Annotated in this window: 11 protein-coding genes; 7 read left to right on the top strand and 4 right to left on the bottom strand. The window is 62.1% G+C overall.

Annotated elements, in window-relative coordinates:
- Positions 1-30 precede the first annotated feature (30 nt).
- Together CMV30_RS04830 and CMV30_RS04835 are read left to right on the top strand one after the other, a co-directional pair.
- Positions 31-1,563 (top strand): FGGY family carbohydrate kinase, encoded by a 1,533-nt coding sequence (locus tag CMV30_RS04830; RefSeq protein WP_096054962.1) that lies wholly within the window; start codon positions 31-33, stop codon positions 1,561-1,563.
- A gap of 381 nt (positions 1,564-1,944) precedes the next feature.
- Positions 1,945-4,605 (top strand): TonB-dependent receptor, encoded by a 2,661-nt coding sequence (locus CMV30_RS04835; protein WP_175414732.1) that lies wholly within the window; start codon positions 1,945-1,947, stop codon positions 4,603-4,605.
- 93 nt (positions 4,606-4,698) lie between these two features.
- Here CMV30_RS04835 and CMV30_RS04840 read toward each other — a convergent pair whose 3' ends face one another.
- The gene (locus CMV30_RS04840; RefSeq protein WP_096054964.1) at positions 4,699-5,562 is read right to left on the bottom strand and encodes a helix-turn-helix domain-containing protein; all 864 of its coding nucleotides are present in this window, start codon (positions 5,560-5,562) and stop codon (positions 4,699-4,701) included.
- Between the two features lie 239 nt (positions 5,563-5,801).
- Between CMV30_RS04840 and CMV30_RS04845 the strand changes: the two genes are divergently transcribed.
- From CMV30_RS04845 to CMV30_RS04855, 3 genes are all read left to right on the top strand, one after another.
- Positions 5,802-7,919, top strand: a complete 2,118-nt coding sequence (locus CMV30_RS04845; protein ID WP_096054965.1) for a glycoside hydrolase family 127 protein — start codon at positions 5,802-5,804, stop codon at positions 7,917-7,919.
- 224 nt (positions 7,920-8,143) lie between these two features.
- Positions 8,144-9,451, top strand: coding sequence for an MFS transporter (locus CMV30_RS04850; RefSeq protein WP_217494460.1), 1,308 nt, complete (start codon positions 8,144-8,146; stop codon positions 9,449-9,451).
- Positions 9,452-9,662: 211 nt separating this feature from the next.
- Entirely contained in the window at positions 9,663-12,506 is a 2,844-nt protein-coding gene (locus tag CMV30_RS04855) for an alpha-L-rhamnosidase (RefSeq protein WP_096054966.1), read from the top strand.
- 412 nt (positions 12,507-12,918) lie between these two features.
- Here CMV30_RS04855 and CMV30_RS19750 read toward each other — a convergent pair whose 3' ends face one another.
- Positions 12,919-13,080, bottom strand: coding sequence for a hypothetical protein (locus CMV30_RS19750; protein WP_175414733.1), 162 nt, complete (start codon positions 13,078-13,080; stop codon positions 12,919-12,921).
- Between the two features lie 178 nt (positions 13,081-13,258).
- On the opposite strand from CMV30_RS19750, the gene CMV30_RS04860 reads away from it, so the two are divergent.
- The gene (locus CMV30_RS04860) at positions 13,259-15,091 is read left to right on the top strand and encodes a family 43 glycosylhydrolase (protein ID WP_096054967.1); all 1,833 of its coding nucleotides are present in this window, start codon (positions 13,259-13,261) and stop codon (positions 15,089-15,091) included.
- A 130-nt stretch (positions 15,092-15,221) separates the two neighbouring features.
- Here CMV30_RS04860 and CMV30_RS04865 read toward each other — a convergent pair whose 3' ends face one another.
- Complete coding sequence (locus CMV30_RS04865) at positions 15,222-15,662, bottom strand: MaoC/PaaZ C-terminal domain-containing protein (protein WP_096054968.1); 441 nt, start codon at positions 15,660-15,662, stop codon at positions 15,222-15,224.
- 14 nt (positions 15,663-15,676) lie between these two features.
- Positions 15,677-16,501 carry an IclR family transcriptional regulator gene (locus tag CMV30_RS04870; RefSeq protein ID WP_096054969.1) on the bottom strand — a complete coding sequence of 275 codons (825 nt, stop codon included), beginning with the start codon at positions 16,499-16,501 and terminating at the stop codon, positions 15,677-15,679.
- 337 nt (positions 16,502-16,838) lie between these two features.
- Here CMV30_RS04870 and CMV30_RS04875 point away from each other — a divergent pair, with 337 nt between their 5' ends.
- Positions 16,839-17,924 carry a Gfo/Idh/MocA family protein gene (locus CMV30_RS04875; RefSeq protein ID WP_096054970.1) on the top strand — a complete coding sequence of 362 codons (1,086 nt, stop codon included), beginning with the start codon at positions 16,839-16,841 and terminating at the stop codon, positions 17,922-17,924.
- Positions 17,925-17,945: the final 21 nt, after the last annotated feature.

A 17,945-nucleotide genomic window follows, 5' to 3' on the forward strand; every position in this document is an offset into this window, starting at 1 on the left:
CGCGTCTTAGCGATTAACCTACCCTCAAGCATGCCCGCCGCTCCGTCATCGCCCAACGCGTCTCAAGCGACCCACGTCCTTGCCCTCGACCAAAGCACCTCCGCCACCAAGGCCCTGCTTTTCACCCGCCACGGCCGCCTCCTCGACAAAGAATCCCGCGAGCACAAGCAGCACTACCCGCAGGCCGGTTGGGTCGAGCACGACGCTGAGGAAATCTGGCAGAACACCCTCGCCACTCTCCGCGCGGTCATCACGCGCCTCGGCGACCACGGCCTCTCCCTCGCCGACCTCGCCTGCCTCAGCCTCACCAATCAGCGCGAGACCATCGTCCTCTTCGACCGCGTCACCGGAAAACCGTTACACCACGCGCTCGTCTGGCAGGACCGCCGCGGCGACGCCCTCTGCGCGTCTCACATCGCCGCCGGCCGCGAGCCCCTCGTCCTCCAAAAAACCGGCCTCAAAATCGACGGCTACTTCTCCGGTTCGAAACTCCAGTGGCTCGCCCAAAACAAGCCCGACCTCCGCGCCAAACTCGCCGACGGCTCCGCCCTCATCGGCACGATCGACGCCTACCTCGTCTACCGCCTGACGCAGGGCCGCGTCTTCGCCACCGACTCCACCAACGCCTCCCGCACGCTCCTCTTCGACCTCACCACGCTCAAGTGGGACGCCGACCTCTGCGACCTCTGGGAAGTCCCGCTCAAAGCCCTCCCCGAAGTCCGCGACAGCTCCGCCCGCTTCGGCGAAACCACGCTCGATGACGCCCTCACGAAACCGCTCCCCATCGTCGGCGTGATCGGCGATTCCCAAGCCGCCCTCTTCGCCCAGCGTTGCTACCAGCCCGGCGCCGCCAAAGTCACCTTCGGTACCGGCTCCTCCATTCTCCTCAACATCGGCGCCAAGCCCCGCTTCTCCACGCGCGGCGTCGTCACCACGCTCGCCTGGGTCCACGCCGGTGTGCCGACCTACGCCTTCGAAGGTATCATCATCAGCTCCGCCGCCACGCTCACTTGGCTCCGCGATCAACTCGGCGTCATCCGCGAGATGTCCGAAATCGAAAAACTCGCCCGCGAGCTCCCCGACAACGGCGGCGTGTACCTCGTCCCCGCCTTCTCCGGCCTCGGCCTCCCGCACTGGCAGCCCGCCGCCCGCGCCGCGATCGTCGGCCTCTCCAGCCACAGCGACCGCCGCCACGTCATCCGCGCCGGCCTCGAATCCATTTCCTACCAAGTCCGCGACGCCCTCGACGCCATGCGTGCCGACGCCGGCGTTCCCCTCGTCGGTCTCCACGGAGACGGCGGTGCCACAACGAATGCCTTCCTCATGCAGTTCACCGCCGACCTCGCCGGCGCCGAATTGCGCGTGGCAACGATGTCCGACTGTTCCCCGCTCGGAGCCGCGCTCGCCGGCCTCCTCGGCCTAGGCATTTTCAAATCCCTCGACGAAATCGCCGCCGTCCCGCGCGGCGACGTCGTCTACCATCCGTCAATGCCTGCGTCACAGTCATCCGAATACTACGCCGGCTGGCAGCGCGCCGTCCGCCAGATTCTGCCGGTCGCTTGAATAAAAATCTTTCGAGCAGATCATCGCTCGCCCCTAGCGTACGCCACGCCGCCTGTTAGAATACTGGCATTATTTGCGCCGGATGCGGGGAGTTCCCCGGGGATGATTCGAGTAAGGTAATTTTTAGTTACATCCCGCCTCCCCTGCACCCGTTGTCGGCTTGAATCTGTCGTTGTCTGGCCGCACCCCGCTACCCGCAAGCTATCTTCATGCTATCCCGACCACCGGAAGCACTCACCCTCAGCGCCCGCACGGCGCATCATTGATTTCGGTAGCAACCCACAACCCACCGAACCAGCGCTTGGTCCTATACGGCGCTGCCCTGCTCCCAACATGCACGCAAAAATAAAACTACCCGCAACTGCCAGCCTACTGGCGCTCTTGTCAGCTGCCAGTCTCCCTCTGTCCGCCAAAACCACCCCGACGCCGCCTAAGGACGAAATCCCCGCCGATGAAAAAATCGTGGATCTCGAAGTTTTCGAGGTGAAGGGTTTCCGCAGCAGCCTGTCGTCCGCCGCTGAGATCAAACAATCCAGCGCGACGATCGTGGATTCGATCGTCGCGACCGACATCGACAAGCTCCCCGACATCAATGCCTCCTACGCGCTCTCCCGCGTCCCCGGCGTTCAGCTCGCGCACACGTTCTCCGGCCTTGGCGGAAACGGTGCCGTCACGATCCGCGGCCTCAATCAAATCACCAACACACTCGATGGTCGTCAGGTGATCACGCCCGGCGGCATCGCCAACGGCACCGCCGGCGTCGGCGTCGGCCAGCGCACCTTCGACTACTCGCAAATCCCCTCCGCGTTGATCGCCGGTATCGACGTCTATAAAACTGCCGCCGCAAACCAGATCGATGGCGGCCTCGGTGGCCTCGTCGACGTTCGCATGCGCAAACCCTCCGACTTCGCCGAAGGCTACGGCGGCGGTATCACCGCCGGCACCTCGTATTCTGCTCTTCGCGACAAAAACGAGCAGAACTACAACGTTTTCTTCAACGCCTCCAAAAAGACCGAGGGCTTCGGCAAAATCGGGCTTCTCGTCGCATTGAGCGACATCACCACGCCCTGGCGCGAAGACGCCATCAGCATCGGCAACCCGGTCGCCAGCTCCACCGCCACCACTGGCGTTCCCACCGCGCTTATTTCCAGCGGCTACAACGTCAATTCCTCCTACGGTGAATTCAAAACCGAGGGCTTCAACGCCGTCCTGGAGTGGCAGCCCAACCAAAGCTGGCAGTTCTATGTCGGCTACAATCCGAACAAGTGGCGCAACATCCAGGACACGGTGCAATTCGTCACCGCCCTCTCCGCCGCAAACGTCGTCCCCGGTTCCGGCACGATGTTCGGTGGCAGCTCCACCGCTGTCCGCTCGGCCACCTTCGCCAACGTCACTGGCACCGCCTACGGCTTCACCCGCGACCTCGAGAACAAACTCGAAATGTTCAACGCCGGCGGCCGCTACAAAGCGGGCGACCTCACCGTGAAGTTCGACGCCAACCACTACACCAGCTCGAATCGCTTCTACAACAACCTCGTCTTCGCCTCCGTTAACATCCCATCGCTTACTTACGATCTCGCGGGCGATATTCCTTCGGTGCGGATCGCTGGCGTGGATCTGCAAGACCCGACCGGCTATCGTCTCAACCAGGTCAACTACCGCCTCTTCCCCTCCAACACCGAGGGCAAGGCCGCACGCATTGACGCCGAATATAACATCCAGAAGGGTTTCCTCTCCAAAGTCGCCGCCGGTATTCGCTACTCGGCGACCACGAGCGACAATTACCCGACCGGCCTCTTCCTCGGCTCCTACTCGTTTTCCCCTTCGAATAACTTGCTGAGCCAGTATCCCGGCCAGTGGGGCCCGTCGCCCATCAAGGATTTCTACACCGGCTACAGCGAGCCGCAGATCCCGCTCTACCTCACCGGCAGCACCGCCGTCATGCGCGACGCGAATGCTTTCTACAAAACCTACGGCGCCACCAACACGCCCGACACCTCCGCCACGGTCAACCGTCTCAGCCTCTTCGACATCGAGGAAACCACCACGGCATTCTACGTGATGCCGCAGTTCGCCGGCTTGATCGGTGGCTACCGGATCGATGGCAACATCGGTCTCCGCGCCGTGGAGACAAAGGAAGACACCAATGGCTTCCAAGGCGCCAACTCCGCCTCCGCCGTTCCGCTCAACCTGCAAACTTCCTATTGGAACTACCTCCCGAGCTTCAACGGCCGCATCCACTTCACCGAGCAGCTCTCCCTCCGCACCGCCGTCTCGAAGACCATCACGCGCCCCAACTTCGGCTCGCTCTCTCCGTCGCTGACGCTGAACGCGAACCCCGTGAACCCGGCCCTCAACTCCGGCTCGCAAGGTAATCCCGACCTCAAGCCGATTCGCGGCACTAACTTCGATCTCTCGCTGGAGTATTACTTCAACAAGTCCGACTTGGTCTACCTCGCCGGCTTCCGCAAAGAGGTCAAAGGCTTCATCTCCAGCTTCTCCGAACAGCGCACCTACGAGGGCGTCACCTACGTGATCAGCACATCCAAGAACCTGAACCCCGCGACGATCCAGGGCTTCGAAGCCGGCTTCCAGAAGTTCTTCACCTTCCTACCCAAGCCGTTCGATGGCTTCGGTCTCCAGTCGAACTTCACCTATGTGGACAGCTCGACTCCAACCACCGTCACCGGTGCCGGAACAGTGGATACGCCGCTGACGAACCTCTCCCGGCAGAGCTACAATATCGTCGGCATGTACGAAAAAGGCCCTTTCTCGGCCCGCGTCGCCTATAACTACCGCTCCGATTTCGTCACCGGCTTCGCCTACTTCGTGAACACCGGCCTGCTGCGCCAGACGATGCTCGGCTACGGCGACCTCGATGCGTCGTTGAACTACGACATCACCAAAAACATCCAGATCGCCATCCAGGCCGTGAATCTCACCAACAAGCTTCGCTATCAGGTCTACGGCTCCAAGCAGGTCCCCTCGAACATCTATCTCGATGGCCGCCAGCTGATGGCCAGCGTCACGCTCCGCTTCTAAACTGTTCGCTCAACCATCAGCCCAAGCCCCGCAGCACGCGCATTCCACGATCGCATGCTGACGGGGCTTTTTCTTTCACAAATCGGGCGCGTGTCACTGCCCCGCACCCAGCTCATGCTCCGTGCGAAACGCCCGCGGAGTGCAACCGCACGCGTGCCGGAACGCTTCGTTGAAACGGCTGATCGAGTTGAACCCCGAGCTGAACGCGATATCCACGATCTTCTGGTCCGTCGTCGCCAGCAGCCGCTTCGCGTGAAAAACGCGGTGATGCGTCAGATGATCCACCAGCGTGGAGCCAAAGGTTTTCTTAAAAAGACGCATCGCCGAATTCGGATGCAGCCCCGCCACCCGCCCAATGTCCTCGGCCGTGATCGGCTCCATGTAATTCTGCGCGATGTAGCAGACCATCCGCTCAACCTTGTTCAAACCGCCGACCTGCAATTTCGCATGCCCGCGTTTCCGCGATCCTGTCTTGGCTGCCTCGAGCACCACCGCCAGCCGCCGCAAACGCGTCTCCATTTCCTGAGTCACAATCTCCCGGATGCCTCCCACACCCGCTTTCAAATCCGCCGTCCATTCCCGGAAAAACGCGGCGTCGAACTCCCCGCGTTCCAAGCTCGGCTCTTCCACCACCTGCCCGCGCATCAACGGCTGCACCAGCGTGTCCGGCAGTTCGCACTGCAAAAACCACGCGAGCGGCAACGTCGCGACATAGTACTCCGTGTCCGGTTCGTAATCGATGATCTGGTGCGGAATCGCCGCCCAGAACGCCGTCAGATGCCCCGCCTTCACCTTCACTTTCTCCGCCCCGATCAAATACGTCACACGTCCCCGACACAGCATGTTCAACTGAATCTCATTGTGATGATCCGGCCCCCGCATCGGTGACGGATTCCACCGCACGCAAGAGAGGCCGTAAGACGTGAAATCTGGGTGCGCAGTATCAAGCTGGATCATGAAGCGGGGACGATTAGTTCGCAGAAAAAGCTAAATTTCATGCGACACAACGTCCACCGTCATGTTCTTACTTTTCCGGCGATTTCTCAAAACCGCTCCACGCCGCGCAGCAAACGCGTCATCGTCGAAGTCACTGCACCGTAAACTAAAAATTCAGCTCATTTCCCTCCGATATTCTCGCCTTCCCCGCATCATCTTTCCGTAACTCCCCATCCGCTAATTTCAGACCCGATTCCCTCATGAAAAACGCCTGCCCACTCCTCACCCGTTTCCGCCTTCACCTGTCTGCACTTCCTTTGGTTTTGGCGGCGTTTTCTTCGTCCGCCACGATCAGCCACGCCGCCGAAAAATCCCTCATCGACACCACCAAGTCGCCGCACGCCGCGATGTACATGACCGACCTCGCAGACGTCCGCTGGACCACCGGTCTCTGGGCCGAGCGCTTCGAAGCCTGCCGCACCACGATGATCCCGCACATGTGGTCCATCTTCAAAGACGACTACGAGAGCCACGCCTGGTCCAACTTCCTCGTCGCCGCCGGCATGGGCGCAGGCCGCGACGGCAAAAAACAATTCCACGGCCCGCCCTTCAACGACGGTGATTTCCTCAAGTGGGTCGAAGCCCTCGTCCAGGTTTACGCCGTCACCAAAGACCCCGCCATCGACAAGCAGCTCGACGAAATCATCACCGTCGTCGCCAAGGCCCAACGTGAGGACGGCTACCTCCACACGCAAAAAATCATCCCGCAGCGCCAGGGTCTCACCGGCGCCACCGCCAAGGAGTTCGAAGATCGCGAACACTTCGAGACCTACAACATGGGTCACCTCATCACGACCGCGTGCATCCACTACCGCGTCACCGGCAAAACCAACTTCCTCGACTGCGCCCGCAAAGCCGCCGACTACATCGACAACCTCTGCAAGACCGTCCCGAAGGACCTCGCGAAAAACGCCATCTGCCCGTCGCACTACATGGCCGTGATCGAGCTCTACCGCGTCACGCGCGAACCGCGTTACCTCGAGCTCGGCAAGCAACTCATCGAGATCCGCAGTCTCTTCAGCGGCAAGGAAGGCTCCGACCAAAACCAAGACCGCACCGCCTTCCGCGAAACCTTCGAAGCCGTCGGCCACGCCGTCCGCGCCAACTATCTCTACGCCGGTGTCGCCGACGTCGTCGCCGAAGACGGCGACAAAACCCTCTTCAAGCCCCTCGAAAAAATCTCCGAGGACATCGCCACCCAGAAGCTCTACATCACCGGCATGACCGGCGCCATCTACGATGCCGCCTCGCCCGACGGCGCGCACCACACACTCCATCCGCAGATCAAAACCATCCACCAGGCCTACGGTCGCGACTACCAGCTCCCGAACATCACTGCCTACAACGAAACCTGCGCCACCATCGGCTACGGCATGTGGATCTGGCGCATGCTCACCCTCACCGGCGACGCCCAGTACGCCGACCTCTTCGAACAAACCCTCTACAACGGCATCCTCCCCGGCATCAGCCTCGAAGGAAAACACTACTTCTACGTCAACCCGCTCCGCACCGACTCTGAGTACAAATGGCCGCTCCGCTGGTCCCGCACCCGCCAGCCCAACTACAAAGCATCCTTCTGCTGCCCGCCCAACATCGTCCGCACCATCGCCGAGGCCCACAACTACGCCTACACGCTCTCCGAAAATTCCCTCTGGGTTCAGCTCTACGCCGCCAACACCCTCGACACCAAGTGGACCGACGGCGCCCGCATCAAACTCCGCCAAGAAACTGATTATCCGTACGACGGCGCAGTGAAGATCACCATCGACGAAGCGCCCGCGAAAGACATCGCCCTCAAGCTCCGCATCCCCGGCTGGCTCCACAAGGAAGCCGCCACCCTCAAGGTAAACGGCACGCCCGTCTCCGCCACGCTCAAGCCCGGCTCCTTCGCCGAAGTGAAGCGCACGTGGAAAGCCGGCGACGTCGTCACCCTCGACCTCGCGTTCAAGCCCGTCCTCCTCGAAGCCAATCCGCTCGTCGAAGAAACCGTGAACCAGGTCACCGTGAAGTACGGCCCGCTCGTTTACTGCCTCGAAGCCGCCGACCTCCCCAAAGGCGTCCGCCTCGCCGACGTCGTCCTCAGCCTCGATCCCAAGCACCGCCAGTTCACCCCGAAGGCCGAGAAGATCGTCAACGCCAACCTCACCACATTTACCGTGCCCGCGTTCCAACTACAGCGCGACGAGTGGAAGCCCGACCAACTCTACCGCGAAGTCGGCGCCGCCACCCTCAAGGCCATCGACGTCAAATTCGTCCCCTACTTCGCCTGGGACAACCGCGGCACCGGCGACATGAGCGTCTGGGTCCCCGTCCGCTAAAACACTCCGCACCTCCGATATAGGTCCTATTAGTCCCATAAGTCCTATTTGTCCTATTTGTCCTATTCCGAAGCTCCTCCGAATCCTTCCGTCTCCGTGTCATCTGTGGTTAAAATTCCGACTCCGTCTTCCGTCCTTCTTCTTAAACTTAGCGTCTTCGCGTCTTTGCGCTTCACCTAACCCCCGCTTCCAGCTCCAACCCAGTCTCGCATCACACACACCGTATGGCCACCAACCCACCCCTCGCCGCTGACAGCGGCTCCGCTATCACACGCCAGCAATGGAAATGGTCTGCCCTCGCCGGCATGGCCTCCTACCTCGACGCCGGCTCCATCGTCGCCCTCGGCGTCGGTCTCGCGCTCTTCCAGAGCGAATTTGCTCTGAGCAACGGCGCCGTCGGCACGCTCGCCGCCATCGGGCCCAACGCCCTCGGCTGCGCGCTCGGCGCATTTCTCGGCGGCTGGTTGGGCGACAAGCTCGGCCGCAAATTCATCTACCAGTATGACCTCATGGTCTACGCGGTCGGCATCCTCTTCATCACCTTCGCGGTGAACGCCGAGATGCTCTTCATCGGCACTTTCATCGTCGGTGTCGCCGTCGGTGCGGACGTCCCCACTTCACTCGCCCTCGTCGGTGAGTTCGCCCCCGACAAAGCACGTGGCAAACTCCTGGGCTTTACACAGATCGCCTGGTGTCTCGGCCCGGTCATCGTGCTCCTCATGGGTGCCGCGCTCGCGCCTTATGGACTGCTCGGCATCCGTATCATCTTTTTCCATCTCTTCCTCGTCGCCTTCGTCACGTGGGCCATGCGCCGCGGCCTGACCGAGTCACCTCGCTGGAAAGAAGCGAAAAAAGCCTACGACATCGCTCCGTCCAAGCGGAACAACCTGGCGCTCCTCTTCTCTGGTTCGAACCTCAAGGCCCTCATCTGGACCACGACGATCTATCTCTTCTGGAATCTCGCCGCTGGCACCGCCGGCGCCTTCAACTCCTATCTCATCAAGATGAACGCGGGCGGCTCGCAAGCCGAGGCCACCATCATGCCGTGCGTCGCCTTCATCACTGCGATGCTCTTCACGGTCTTCGTCTTCATGAAGTTCTCCGACCGCAGCTTTGCCGCCCGTAAAACCATGTGGGGCATCGGTGCCGTCGTGCAGATCATCGCCTACGCGCTCTTCATGGTGCTGCCGTTCTCGATCCCCGTCGTCTTCATCAACATCCTCATGTTCTCCGCCGGTGGCGCGCTGGCCGGTGAAGCTTTCTACAAAGTTTTCAGCCAGGAACTTTTCCCGACCATGATTCGCGGCACCGCCCAAGGCTTCTCCTTCGGCGCCGCTCGTGTCGCCGTCGGTATCTGGAGCTTCTTCGTCCCGATGGTCGCCGAAATGAGCCTGCCGCTGCTCGGTGGGATTCTCGCCGGCTCCCTCTTCATCAGCGGCGCAGTCGGCTTCTTCTTCATGCCCGACACCTCTGGCAAATCCCTCGAACAAATCGAAAACGAGCGCACCAAGGCGCCGTTCCCCGCCCGCTAATCTGCTCAACACTTCCCGCTTCAGCTAAACCACAGAGGCGCAGAACCACGGAGTCTCAAACTCCGTGCCCTCTGTGTCTCTGTGGTTAATTTTTTCTCCCAATTCCCTCCGCGCTTCCGCTCTTCAGCGCTTCCGCGATAAACATACCGCCGCCCAATCTTCGCTCCGATCTTAGCGCCTTCGCGTCTTTGCGATTCAAATCAACCGCCGCATGCCCTCCGCCTCCGTCTCCTCCACTCCCGCCTTCGCCATCGCCAATCTCCGCTGCGACTACCTCGTCAATCCCCTCGGCATCGACGAAAGCTCCCCGCGCCTGAGCTGGACGCTTGAGTCGGAAGCCCGCGGCGCCCGCCAGCTCGCCTACCGTATCCGCGTATCGAGCACCGCCCAAAAACTCGCCGCCAACAACACCGACCTCTGGGACTCCGGCCGCATCGAAAGCGACCAGACCACGCACATCACCTACGCGGGCAAACCTCTCACCTCCCGCGCCACCGCCTTCTGGACCGTCGAAGTCTGGCCCACATCCGACTCCGCTTCCGTCTCTCAACCCTCAACTCTCAACTCTCAACTTTCCGCAGTCGCCCACTTCTCCCTCGGCCTCCTCTACCCCGCCGACTGGTCCGCCCGCTGGATCACGCACGACGTCGAAATCATCAAACGCGACTCCGCCGCCACCGAAGGCACACTGCTCGAACCGGGCACACCCGCCCTCTTCCGTCGCGAGATCGATCTCCCTGCGCCCATCGCCCGCGCCACACTCTACGCCACCGCCCGCGGCATCTTCGAATTCCGTGCCAACGGCCAGCGCATCAGCCAAGACCTCTTCGCCCCCGAGTGGACCGACTACGACAAACGCATCCACTACCGCACCTACGACGTCACCGCGCTCCTCTCGCAAGGCCGCAACGCCCTCGCCGCCACGCTCGGCGACGGTTGGTGGACCGGCTACGTCGGCTGGCAGGAAACCCGCGCCCGCTACGGCAGCCTCGAAAATTCCCTCCTCGCTCAGCTCGAAGTCGAACTCACCGACGGCCGCCGCCTCACCTTCGGCACCGACTCCTCGTGGACGTGCAACACCGGTCCCATCCTCACTTCCGACTGGATGATGGGCGAAACCTACGACGCCCGCCGCGAACCTCACGGCTGGGATCGACCAAATTTTTCCCCGAGCTCCCTCACGATTCCTCCTTTCGCTTCCACCGCCGCTCTCGGTCTTCCTTGGCTACCCGCCCGCGAAACTGCCGCGCCGGCTGTCCCCCTCGTCGCCCAGCGCTCCGAACCCGTCCGCATCACCGAGCTCCTGAAGCCCGTCTCGCTTACCGAGATCAAACCCGGCGTCTTCATCTACGACCTCGCCCAAAACATTTCCGGCTGGGCCCGCCTTAAACTCCCGAAGCTCCCCGCCGGCACCAAGATCATCATCCGCCAAGGCGAGCGCCTCAGCCCTGACGGCACGCTCTACGTCGAAAACCTCCGCCGCGCCAAAGCCACCGATACCTACGTCGCTCGTGGCGACTCCTCCAGCGAAACCTACGAGCCACACTTCACCTTTCACGGTTTCCAATTCGTCGAACTAACCGGCTTCCCCGCCGGCGTGAAGCCCGACATCACCACCGTCACCGGTTGCATGATACAGTCCGCCACGCCGCCCACCGGACACTTCGAGTGCTCCAACGCCGACGTGAACCGCCTCTGGCTCAACGGACTCTGGTCCCAGAAGGACAACTTCCTCTCCGTCCCCACCGACTGCCCGCAGCGCGATGAACGCCTTGGCTGGATGGGCGACGCCCAGGTCTTCCTCCGCACCGCGTCCTACAACATGGACGTCGCCGCCTTCTTCACGAAGTGGATGATCGACGTCGAGGACGCGCAGACGCCTGAGGGTATTTTCCCCGACGTCGCCCCGCGCCTCCGCGAAGGCGAAAACTTCATCGGCCTCGGCAATCTCGGTGGCGCCGCCGCTTGGGCCGACGCCGGCATCATCATCCCGCACACCCTCTGGCGCGTCTACGGCGACCGCCGCGTCATCGAGAAACACTACGGCGCGATGGTGAAATGGGTCGACTGGATCGCCTCGCACAACCCTACCGGCCTCCGCCTCAACCAACTCGCCAACAACTACGGCGACTGGCTCTGCATCCCGAGCGACACCTCTTTCGGCACGCACTCGCCGATGAAGAACCTCCTCGCCACCGCCTACTGGGCAGACGACTGCACCAAACTCGCCGAAATTGCCCGCGAACTCGGCCACACTGCCGACGCCGCCCGCTTCACCGCGATGTTCGAGAAAGTCCGCGCCGCCTTCCAGAAGGAGTGGGTTCGCGAAAACGGCCAAATCATCGTTGAAACTCAGACCGCTTACTTGATCGCGCTCGCGTTCGATCTCTTGAAGCCCGAGGACCGCGGTCACGCTGCCGATCGTCTCGTCGACAATATCGCCGCGCTCGACTGGCACCTCAGCACCGGCTTCGTCGGCATCAGCCACCTCAACCCGCAGCTCACGCTCAACGGCCGCGCCGACGTCGCCTACAAACTCCTCCTCCGCGACGACTATCCCTCCTGGCTCTATCCCGTGAAACACGGCGCCACCACGATCTGGGAACGCTGGAACGGCTGGACGCATAAAGACGGGTTCTTCAACCCGCACATGAATTCATTTAACCACTACTCGCTCGGCTCCGTCGGCGAATGGCTCTTCCGCCACGTCGCCGGCATCGAACTCGATCCCGCCAAACCCGGTTTCCAACATTTCATCCTGCGCCCCTTCATTCCCGCCGAAGGCACCCTCTCTCACGCCCGAGCCACCTACCGCACCATGCACGGCGAAATCGAAAGCGCCTGGAAGCGCTCCGGCAGCGACTTCACCTGGACCATCCGCATCCCCGCCAACTGCACCGCCCGCGTATATGTTCCTTCAAAGACCGGCATGCCGATCTTTGAAAATCACCTCTCTCTCGATCGCGTCGCCGGTCTGCAAAACTTTGATCGGGTCGGTGATTACGCCACGTTCACCGCCCCCTCCGGCCGCTACACCTTCACCAGCACACTCTGAAGTACGGCCTGACTTCACGTCAGGCCTCCGAGTTGTAGGCGGGGTTCCCTCACCCGCTTCACAAGACCCAAGCCGCCACTCAAATCCGAGGCGGAGCACGCACTCAGAGCGCGCTTTCACAAACGTACGCAAACTCGGTCCGCCTCTGTCTTGGAGTGCGGCGGCTCGACGCCGCCTTCGACGGACCGGCTCGACGGTCCGCCTCCTCGCCTCATCACTCCTCACGCACTCCAGCAAGCCCGCCCCCCAACTGCGGCCATTGGCCGTCTCCGCCCGGTCGCGAAGGCCATTGGCCAAAGCCGCACTTCGAAAAAACGCCCCATTGGCGTTTTTCCATTAGTGGTTAAAAATTCCGTCCTCCGAATCCGAACTCCGCTCCATTCATTTTACTTCCACGTCTCGCTCTCAAAGTTCACTTGATCGGAATCTGCCCCGACTGCGGAATCGGCAGCACCACCGACGGCTTCACATCCAGTCCGCCGCCCCGCTCCTTATTCCGAAACGAGAACATACACCCGCTCAGCCACAAACCGGCCAGCAGCAGAGATCCGACGCGCAAGAAGTGTTTCATCATGTGAAGTCTGAGGACTGACCAGACGCTTCAAAGGAGTGTTCCGGCGTCTTTCACAAGCATTCACTCTGCTCCTGCTTTCTTTTCGTAAACCTATCCCTCTTCGCAAAACCTCACGCCTCGCAATCTCTCCCGCGACACCGAACGCCGTCTCTTCGCCGCCCTCCATCCAGCCCGGCATATGAACCTCCCCATTTTAGTTTCCCTCCACCGCCTCGCACTCGCCTCCGCTTGCGCGCTCACAACCACCTGCGCCCTCGCGCAAAAACCAACCACGGATCCCTCCTCCTCCACCCTTTCCGTCTCTCAACTCTCATCTCTCAACTCTCAACTCATCCCAAACCCGATCATCCCCGGCGACTGGTCCGACCCCGGCGTCATCAAAGTCGGCGACGATTACTACTCCTGCCGCTCCTCCTTCGGCTGGCAGCCCGGCATCCCCATCGCCCACAGCCGTGATCTCGTCCACTGGCGTTACATCGGCCACGCCTTCACCTCCCACGAAAAACTTTTACCGGGCGACACCCGCGCCGGTATCTGGGGCCTGGATATGGGCTACAATCCCAACACCCAGGAATTCCTCATCTACGCCCCTACCCGCGACCACGAGGTTTACGTCTTTCACTCCAAAAACCCCGCCGGCCCCTACGAAAGGAAAAGCCTCGGTAAAGCTCTCGGCATCGATCCCGGCTTCTTCGCCGACGACGACGGCCGCCTCTACGTCACCCTCAGCAAAGGCATCACCTACGAACTCGCCCGCGACGGCCTCAGCATCATCGGCGAAGTCAGCCGCATCGACCGCAACCGCTACAAACTCTTCGAAGGCCCCGCCATCTTCAAACGCGACGGCTGGTACTACATGCTCTTCTCCGACGGCGGCACCCTCCCTCGCGAACCCAGCACCATCTCCGTCCTCCGCTCCCGCGAAATCACCGGCCCATGGGAGGAAAATCCCAACAACCCCGTCATGTTCGCGACCGATCAAGGCACGCGCTTCGAAGCCCCCGCCCACGGCGTCCTCCTAGAGCCTACGCCCGGCAACTGGTTCATCACCTACCACGCATACGAGACCTCCCACTACACCCTCGGCCGCCAGATGTTCATGGAACCCATCGAATGGACCGCCGACGGCTGGTGGTGCCCTGCCTCCGGTAAAAAATCACCCGCCCTCACCGCCCCCGCGCCACTTCCCTTCGTCACCGACGGCTTCACCCTCGCCGAGTCCGACGAGTTCACTGCGCCCACCCTCGGCCTCCAATGGTTCTTCACCACCGCCCCAGACTTCTCCGGCAAATCCTGGAGCCTCACCGAAAACCCCGGCCAGCTCCGCGTCTTCACCCAGCCCGGCGACCTCAGCTCGCTCACCGCACTCACCGGCATCGTCCAGCAACGCGTCACCCGCAAAGCCTTCGCCATCGAAACCCGCGTCACCTTCGACGCCAGCAACGCCCGCGAAACCGCCGGCCTCCATTTCTTCCATAACCCGCGCATGAATTTCTGGTTCGGCCTCAGTACCGACAAAGGCGACCCGTGCCTCGTCATCGGCAAGACCGACCAGGGCAAACGCACCGATCTCTGGTCCGCCAAAAATCCTCACGGCAAAACCGTTCACCTCCGCATCGCCGTCGACGGCGAGGAACGCGCCACCTTCTTCCACAGCGGCGACGGCCAGCGCTGGGAAAAACTCGGCGAGAACATTTACTTCGGCGCCAGCGGCCACCACCTCCGCAACGGCGAACGCGGCTCCCCCGATCTCGGCTGGGTCGGCGTCTACAAAGACCCCGCCGCCACCAAAGCCCTCGGCCTCCCCGAGTACCTCAACGCCGAAGAGTCCAAGATCTACTTCACCGGCACCACCGGCCGCCCCGAACGCCCCGGCAACGTCTGGACCGGCGCCACCTTCGGCCTCTTCGCCACTCGCGACGGCGCCGAAAAACCCAAACCCGCCGACTTCGACTACCTCCGCGTCAGCCCGTCTCCTTCCGTTGGAGCCGCGACACCCACGTCGCGCTAACCGTCACGCACTCCAAACACCGATCGACGCTTAGCCGTCGCCTACTTGCGAGCCTATGTGCTCTCTGTGTCAGCACTCCGTGTCCTCTGTGACCAACTCCGACTCCGACTAGCCCGGCTTCCGCCGTCACTCAGCTTTTACGTTTCACCAACAGCAAATGCTCCGCGGCCATCACCGTCTCGCCGCGCTGATTGATCGACTCCACGAGCTCCACCACCACGCCCATCGTCGGCCGCTTCGGGTCGTCGCGTTTTTCCTTAATGGTACAACGCGCCGTGATGGTATCGCCGATGAACACCGGCCGGATAAACCGCAACCGGTCGTAGCCATACGAAAACGCCTCGGGATTGATCACGCCCGCCGTCTGCCCCACCGCCACGCTGAAGATCAGCGTTCCATGCGCGATACGCTGCTTGAAGTCCTGGGTCTTGCACCACTCGGCATCCATGTGATGCGGAAAAAAATCCCCCGTCTGCCCCGCGTGCATCACGATGTCTGTCTCCGTGATCGTACGTCCCGTCGAGGTCCGCGATTCGCCCGTCACATAATCTTCAAAGTAGATCGATTTCATAAAAACACCTTCGCTTAACGCGCCCCACGCGCCGCCGCACGCGTTCTTTTTTCCGCGCCTCCGCTCTTCCGCGCTTCCGCGATTTCTCCGCCCGACTCCTGCGTCCCGCGCCCGAGCCCCAGCGCCCTCGTGATCTCCGCAGCCGCCGCGCGCATCCCCGCCAGCAACGCCGCCTCATCCGCCCGCTGCCCGCGCCGTAGCAACCGCGTCACCGCCAGCGCCGCCATCACCCCCGCCTCCGGTTTTCCCACGTGTACCGCCAGATCGCGCACCCCCTCGATCGTCTCGCTCTCCGCCACCGACACTCCGCTCGTCCGGATCTTCGCAAAAATCTTCTCCAACACCTTCCGCGTTTTTCCTTCTCCACGCGTCGCACGTTCGCCCGACCACGCCAGCAGCAACCGCCCCGACGCCGTCTTCGCCGCCTCAAACGTCGCCCCCACCTCGATCGAAATCCTCACCGGCTCCGGACTCATCTCCTGCGCCACCACCAGCAACCGCCCGCGCTCCAGCACGCTCAGATGGCACGATACCTGAAATTCCTCCGTCAGCCCCCGCATCGGACCCCGCGCCGCCTGCAACAACTTCTCCGTCACCGAATGCACATGCGACAGCGCGAATAACTTCAGCGTCAGCCCATACTTCCCCGATACCGCCTCGCGCGCCACATACCCCCGTCGCTCCAGACAATTCAGCATCCGGAAAAGCTCGCTGCTGCTCCGCTTCAACCCCGCCGCCAGCTCCCCCAGCGATTGCGGTGTCGCTTCCGCCGCCAGCGCCTCGACGATGTCGAGTCCCTTCTCCAACGCCGGCACGGGATATTCGGGAGTCTTGGACATCTTTGAGCTTGCCGGAGTTCGCTAATGAAAAACCCTTTTGCAAATAAAAACCCCGCCGCTCCACCGCTGTAGGAACCGTGATCTCCGACAGCTCCCTTCAATACCCATCCGTTATTAAAAATTCCGCCCTCCGCTCCTCATCGTTCTCGTACGCCTACTCATTCTCCAACTCCGATAATCCGCCTCTCCTCCATCAGTGTCCTTCAGTGCTCATCAGTGGTTAATAAATTCCTCCCCCCGACATCCGTGCCCATCCGAGCAATCCGTGGTTAAAAATCCCCTCCGAAACATTCGCGTCCCTTAGCGTCCGCTCGCGGTTAAAAAAATCCCCACTCACATGAGCCAGCCCCTCGCGCTCCCCGCACCCGCTCCGCTCCTCCCGCGCAGCCCCCGCCCCATCATCAGCATCGGCGCCGGCGGCATCGTCAAAGACGCCCACCTCCCCGCCTACCAGATCGCCGGCTTCCCCGTCGCCGGCATCTACGACCTCAACCGCGCCAACGCCGAAAAACTCGCCGCCACCTTCAACATCTCGCGCGTCTTCCCCACCCTCGCCGACGCCATCTCCCAAGCTCCCGCCAACGCCGTCTTCGACGTCGCTGTCCCCGCCTCCGCCCTCCCCGACATCCTCTCCGCCCTCCCCAACGGAGCCCCCGTCCTCATCCAAAAACCCTTCGGCGAAAATCTCCCCGAAGCCCGCAACCTTCTCGCCATCTGCCGGAGCAAAAACCTCCGAGCCGCCGTCAACTTCCAACTCCGCTACGCACCCTATATCGCCGCCGCCCGCGCACTCATTGCCAGCGGTGCCATCGGCGAACTCCACGACATGGAGATCCGCGTCACCGTGTACATGCCCTGGCATCTCTGGACCTTCCTCGAAGGCATCCCCCGCGTCGAAATCCTGTACCACAGCATCCACTACGTGGACCTGATCCGCTCCTTCCTCGGCGAGCCCCGCGGCGTTTACGCCAAAACCGTCAAACACCCGCTCACCGCCAAGCTCGCCTCCACCCGCACCAACATCGCCCTCGATTACGGCGACATCCTCCGCGCCAACATCGCGACGAATCACGGCCACCTCTTCGGCCTCCGCCACCAGGAAAGCTACGTGAAATGGGAAGGCTCCAAAGGCGCCCTCAAAGCCCGCCTCGGCCTCCTCATGAATTACCCCGAAGGCGAACCCGACGCCCTCGAAATGTGCCAGCTCGACGACTCTGGCAAACCCGGCGAATGGCAGCCCGTCCCCTTCTCCGGCAGCTGGTACCCGCACGCCTTCATCAGCACCATGGCCGACGTCATGCGCTTCGCCGACGGCGAAACCACCGAGCTTCCGACGCGCGTCGAAGACGCCTTCAAAACCATGGCCACCGTCGAAGCCACCTACGCCTCCTCCTCTACCGGCGCCACCCCCATCCCATCCTAACTTTCTCCCCCGTTCCTTCCT

The organism is Nibricoccus aquaticus, assembly GCF_002310495.1.
In the GTDB taxonomy this organism is placed as follows: domain Bacteria; phylum Verrucomicrobiota; class Verrucomicrobiia; order Opitutales; family Opitutaceae; genus Nibricoccus; species Nibricoccus aquaticus.

What these genes read in the sequence shown, in the direction of transcription:
- CMV30_RS04830 (WP_096054962.1), top strand. Translation starts at nt 31, where the DNA reads ATGCCCGCCGCTCCGTCATCGCCCAACGCGTCTCAAGCGACCCACGTC.
- CMV30_RS04840 (WP_096054964.1), bottom strand. Translation starts at nt 5,562, where the DNA reads ATGATCCAGCTTGATACTGCGCACCCAGATTTCACGTCTTACGGCCTC.
- CMV30_RS04845 (WP_096054965.1), top strand. Translation starts at nt 5,802, where the DNA reads ATGAAAAACGCCTGCCCACTCCTCACCCGTTTCCGCCTTCACCTGTCT.
- CMV30_RS04850 (WP_217494460.1), top strand. Translation starts at nt 8,144, where the DNA reads ATGGCCACCAACCCACCCCTCGCCGCTGACAGCGGCTCCGCTATCACA.
- CMV30_RS04855 (WP_096054966.1), top strand. Translation starts at nt 9,663, where the DNA reads ATGCCCTCCGCCTCCGTCTCCTCCACTCCCGCCTTCGCCATCGCCAAT.
- CMV30_RS19750 (WP_175414733.1), bottom strand. Translation starts at nt 13,080, where the DNA reads ATGATGAAACACTTCTTGCGCGTCGGATCTCTGCTGCTGGCCGGTTTG.
- CMV30_RS04860 (WP_096054967.1), top strand. Translation starts at nt 13,259, where the DNA reads ATGAACCTCCCCATTTTAGTTTCCCTCCACCGCCTCGCACTCGCCTCC.
- CMV30_RS04865 (WP_096054968.1), bottom strand. Translation starts at nt 15,662, where the DNA reads ATGAAATCGATCTACTTTGAAGATTATGTGACGGGCGAATCGCGGACC.
- CMV30_RS04870 (WP_096054969.1), bottom strand. Translation starts at nt 16,501, where the DNA reads ATGTCCAAGACTCCCGAATATCCCGTGCCGGCGTTGGAGAAGGGACTC.
- CMV30_RS04875 (WP_096054970.1), top strand. Translation starts at nt 16,839, where the DNA reads ATGAGCCAGCCCCTCGCGCTCCCCGCACCCGCTCCGCTCCTCCCGCGC.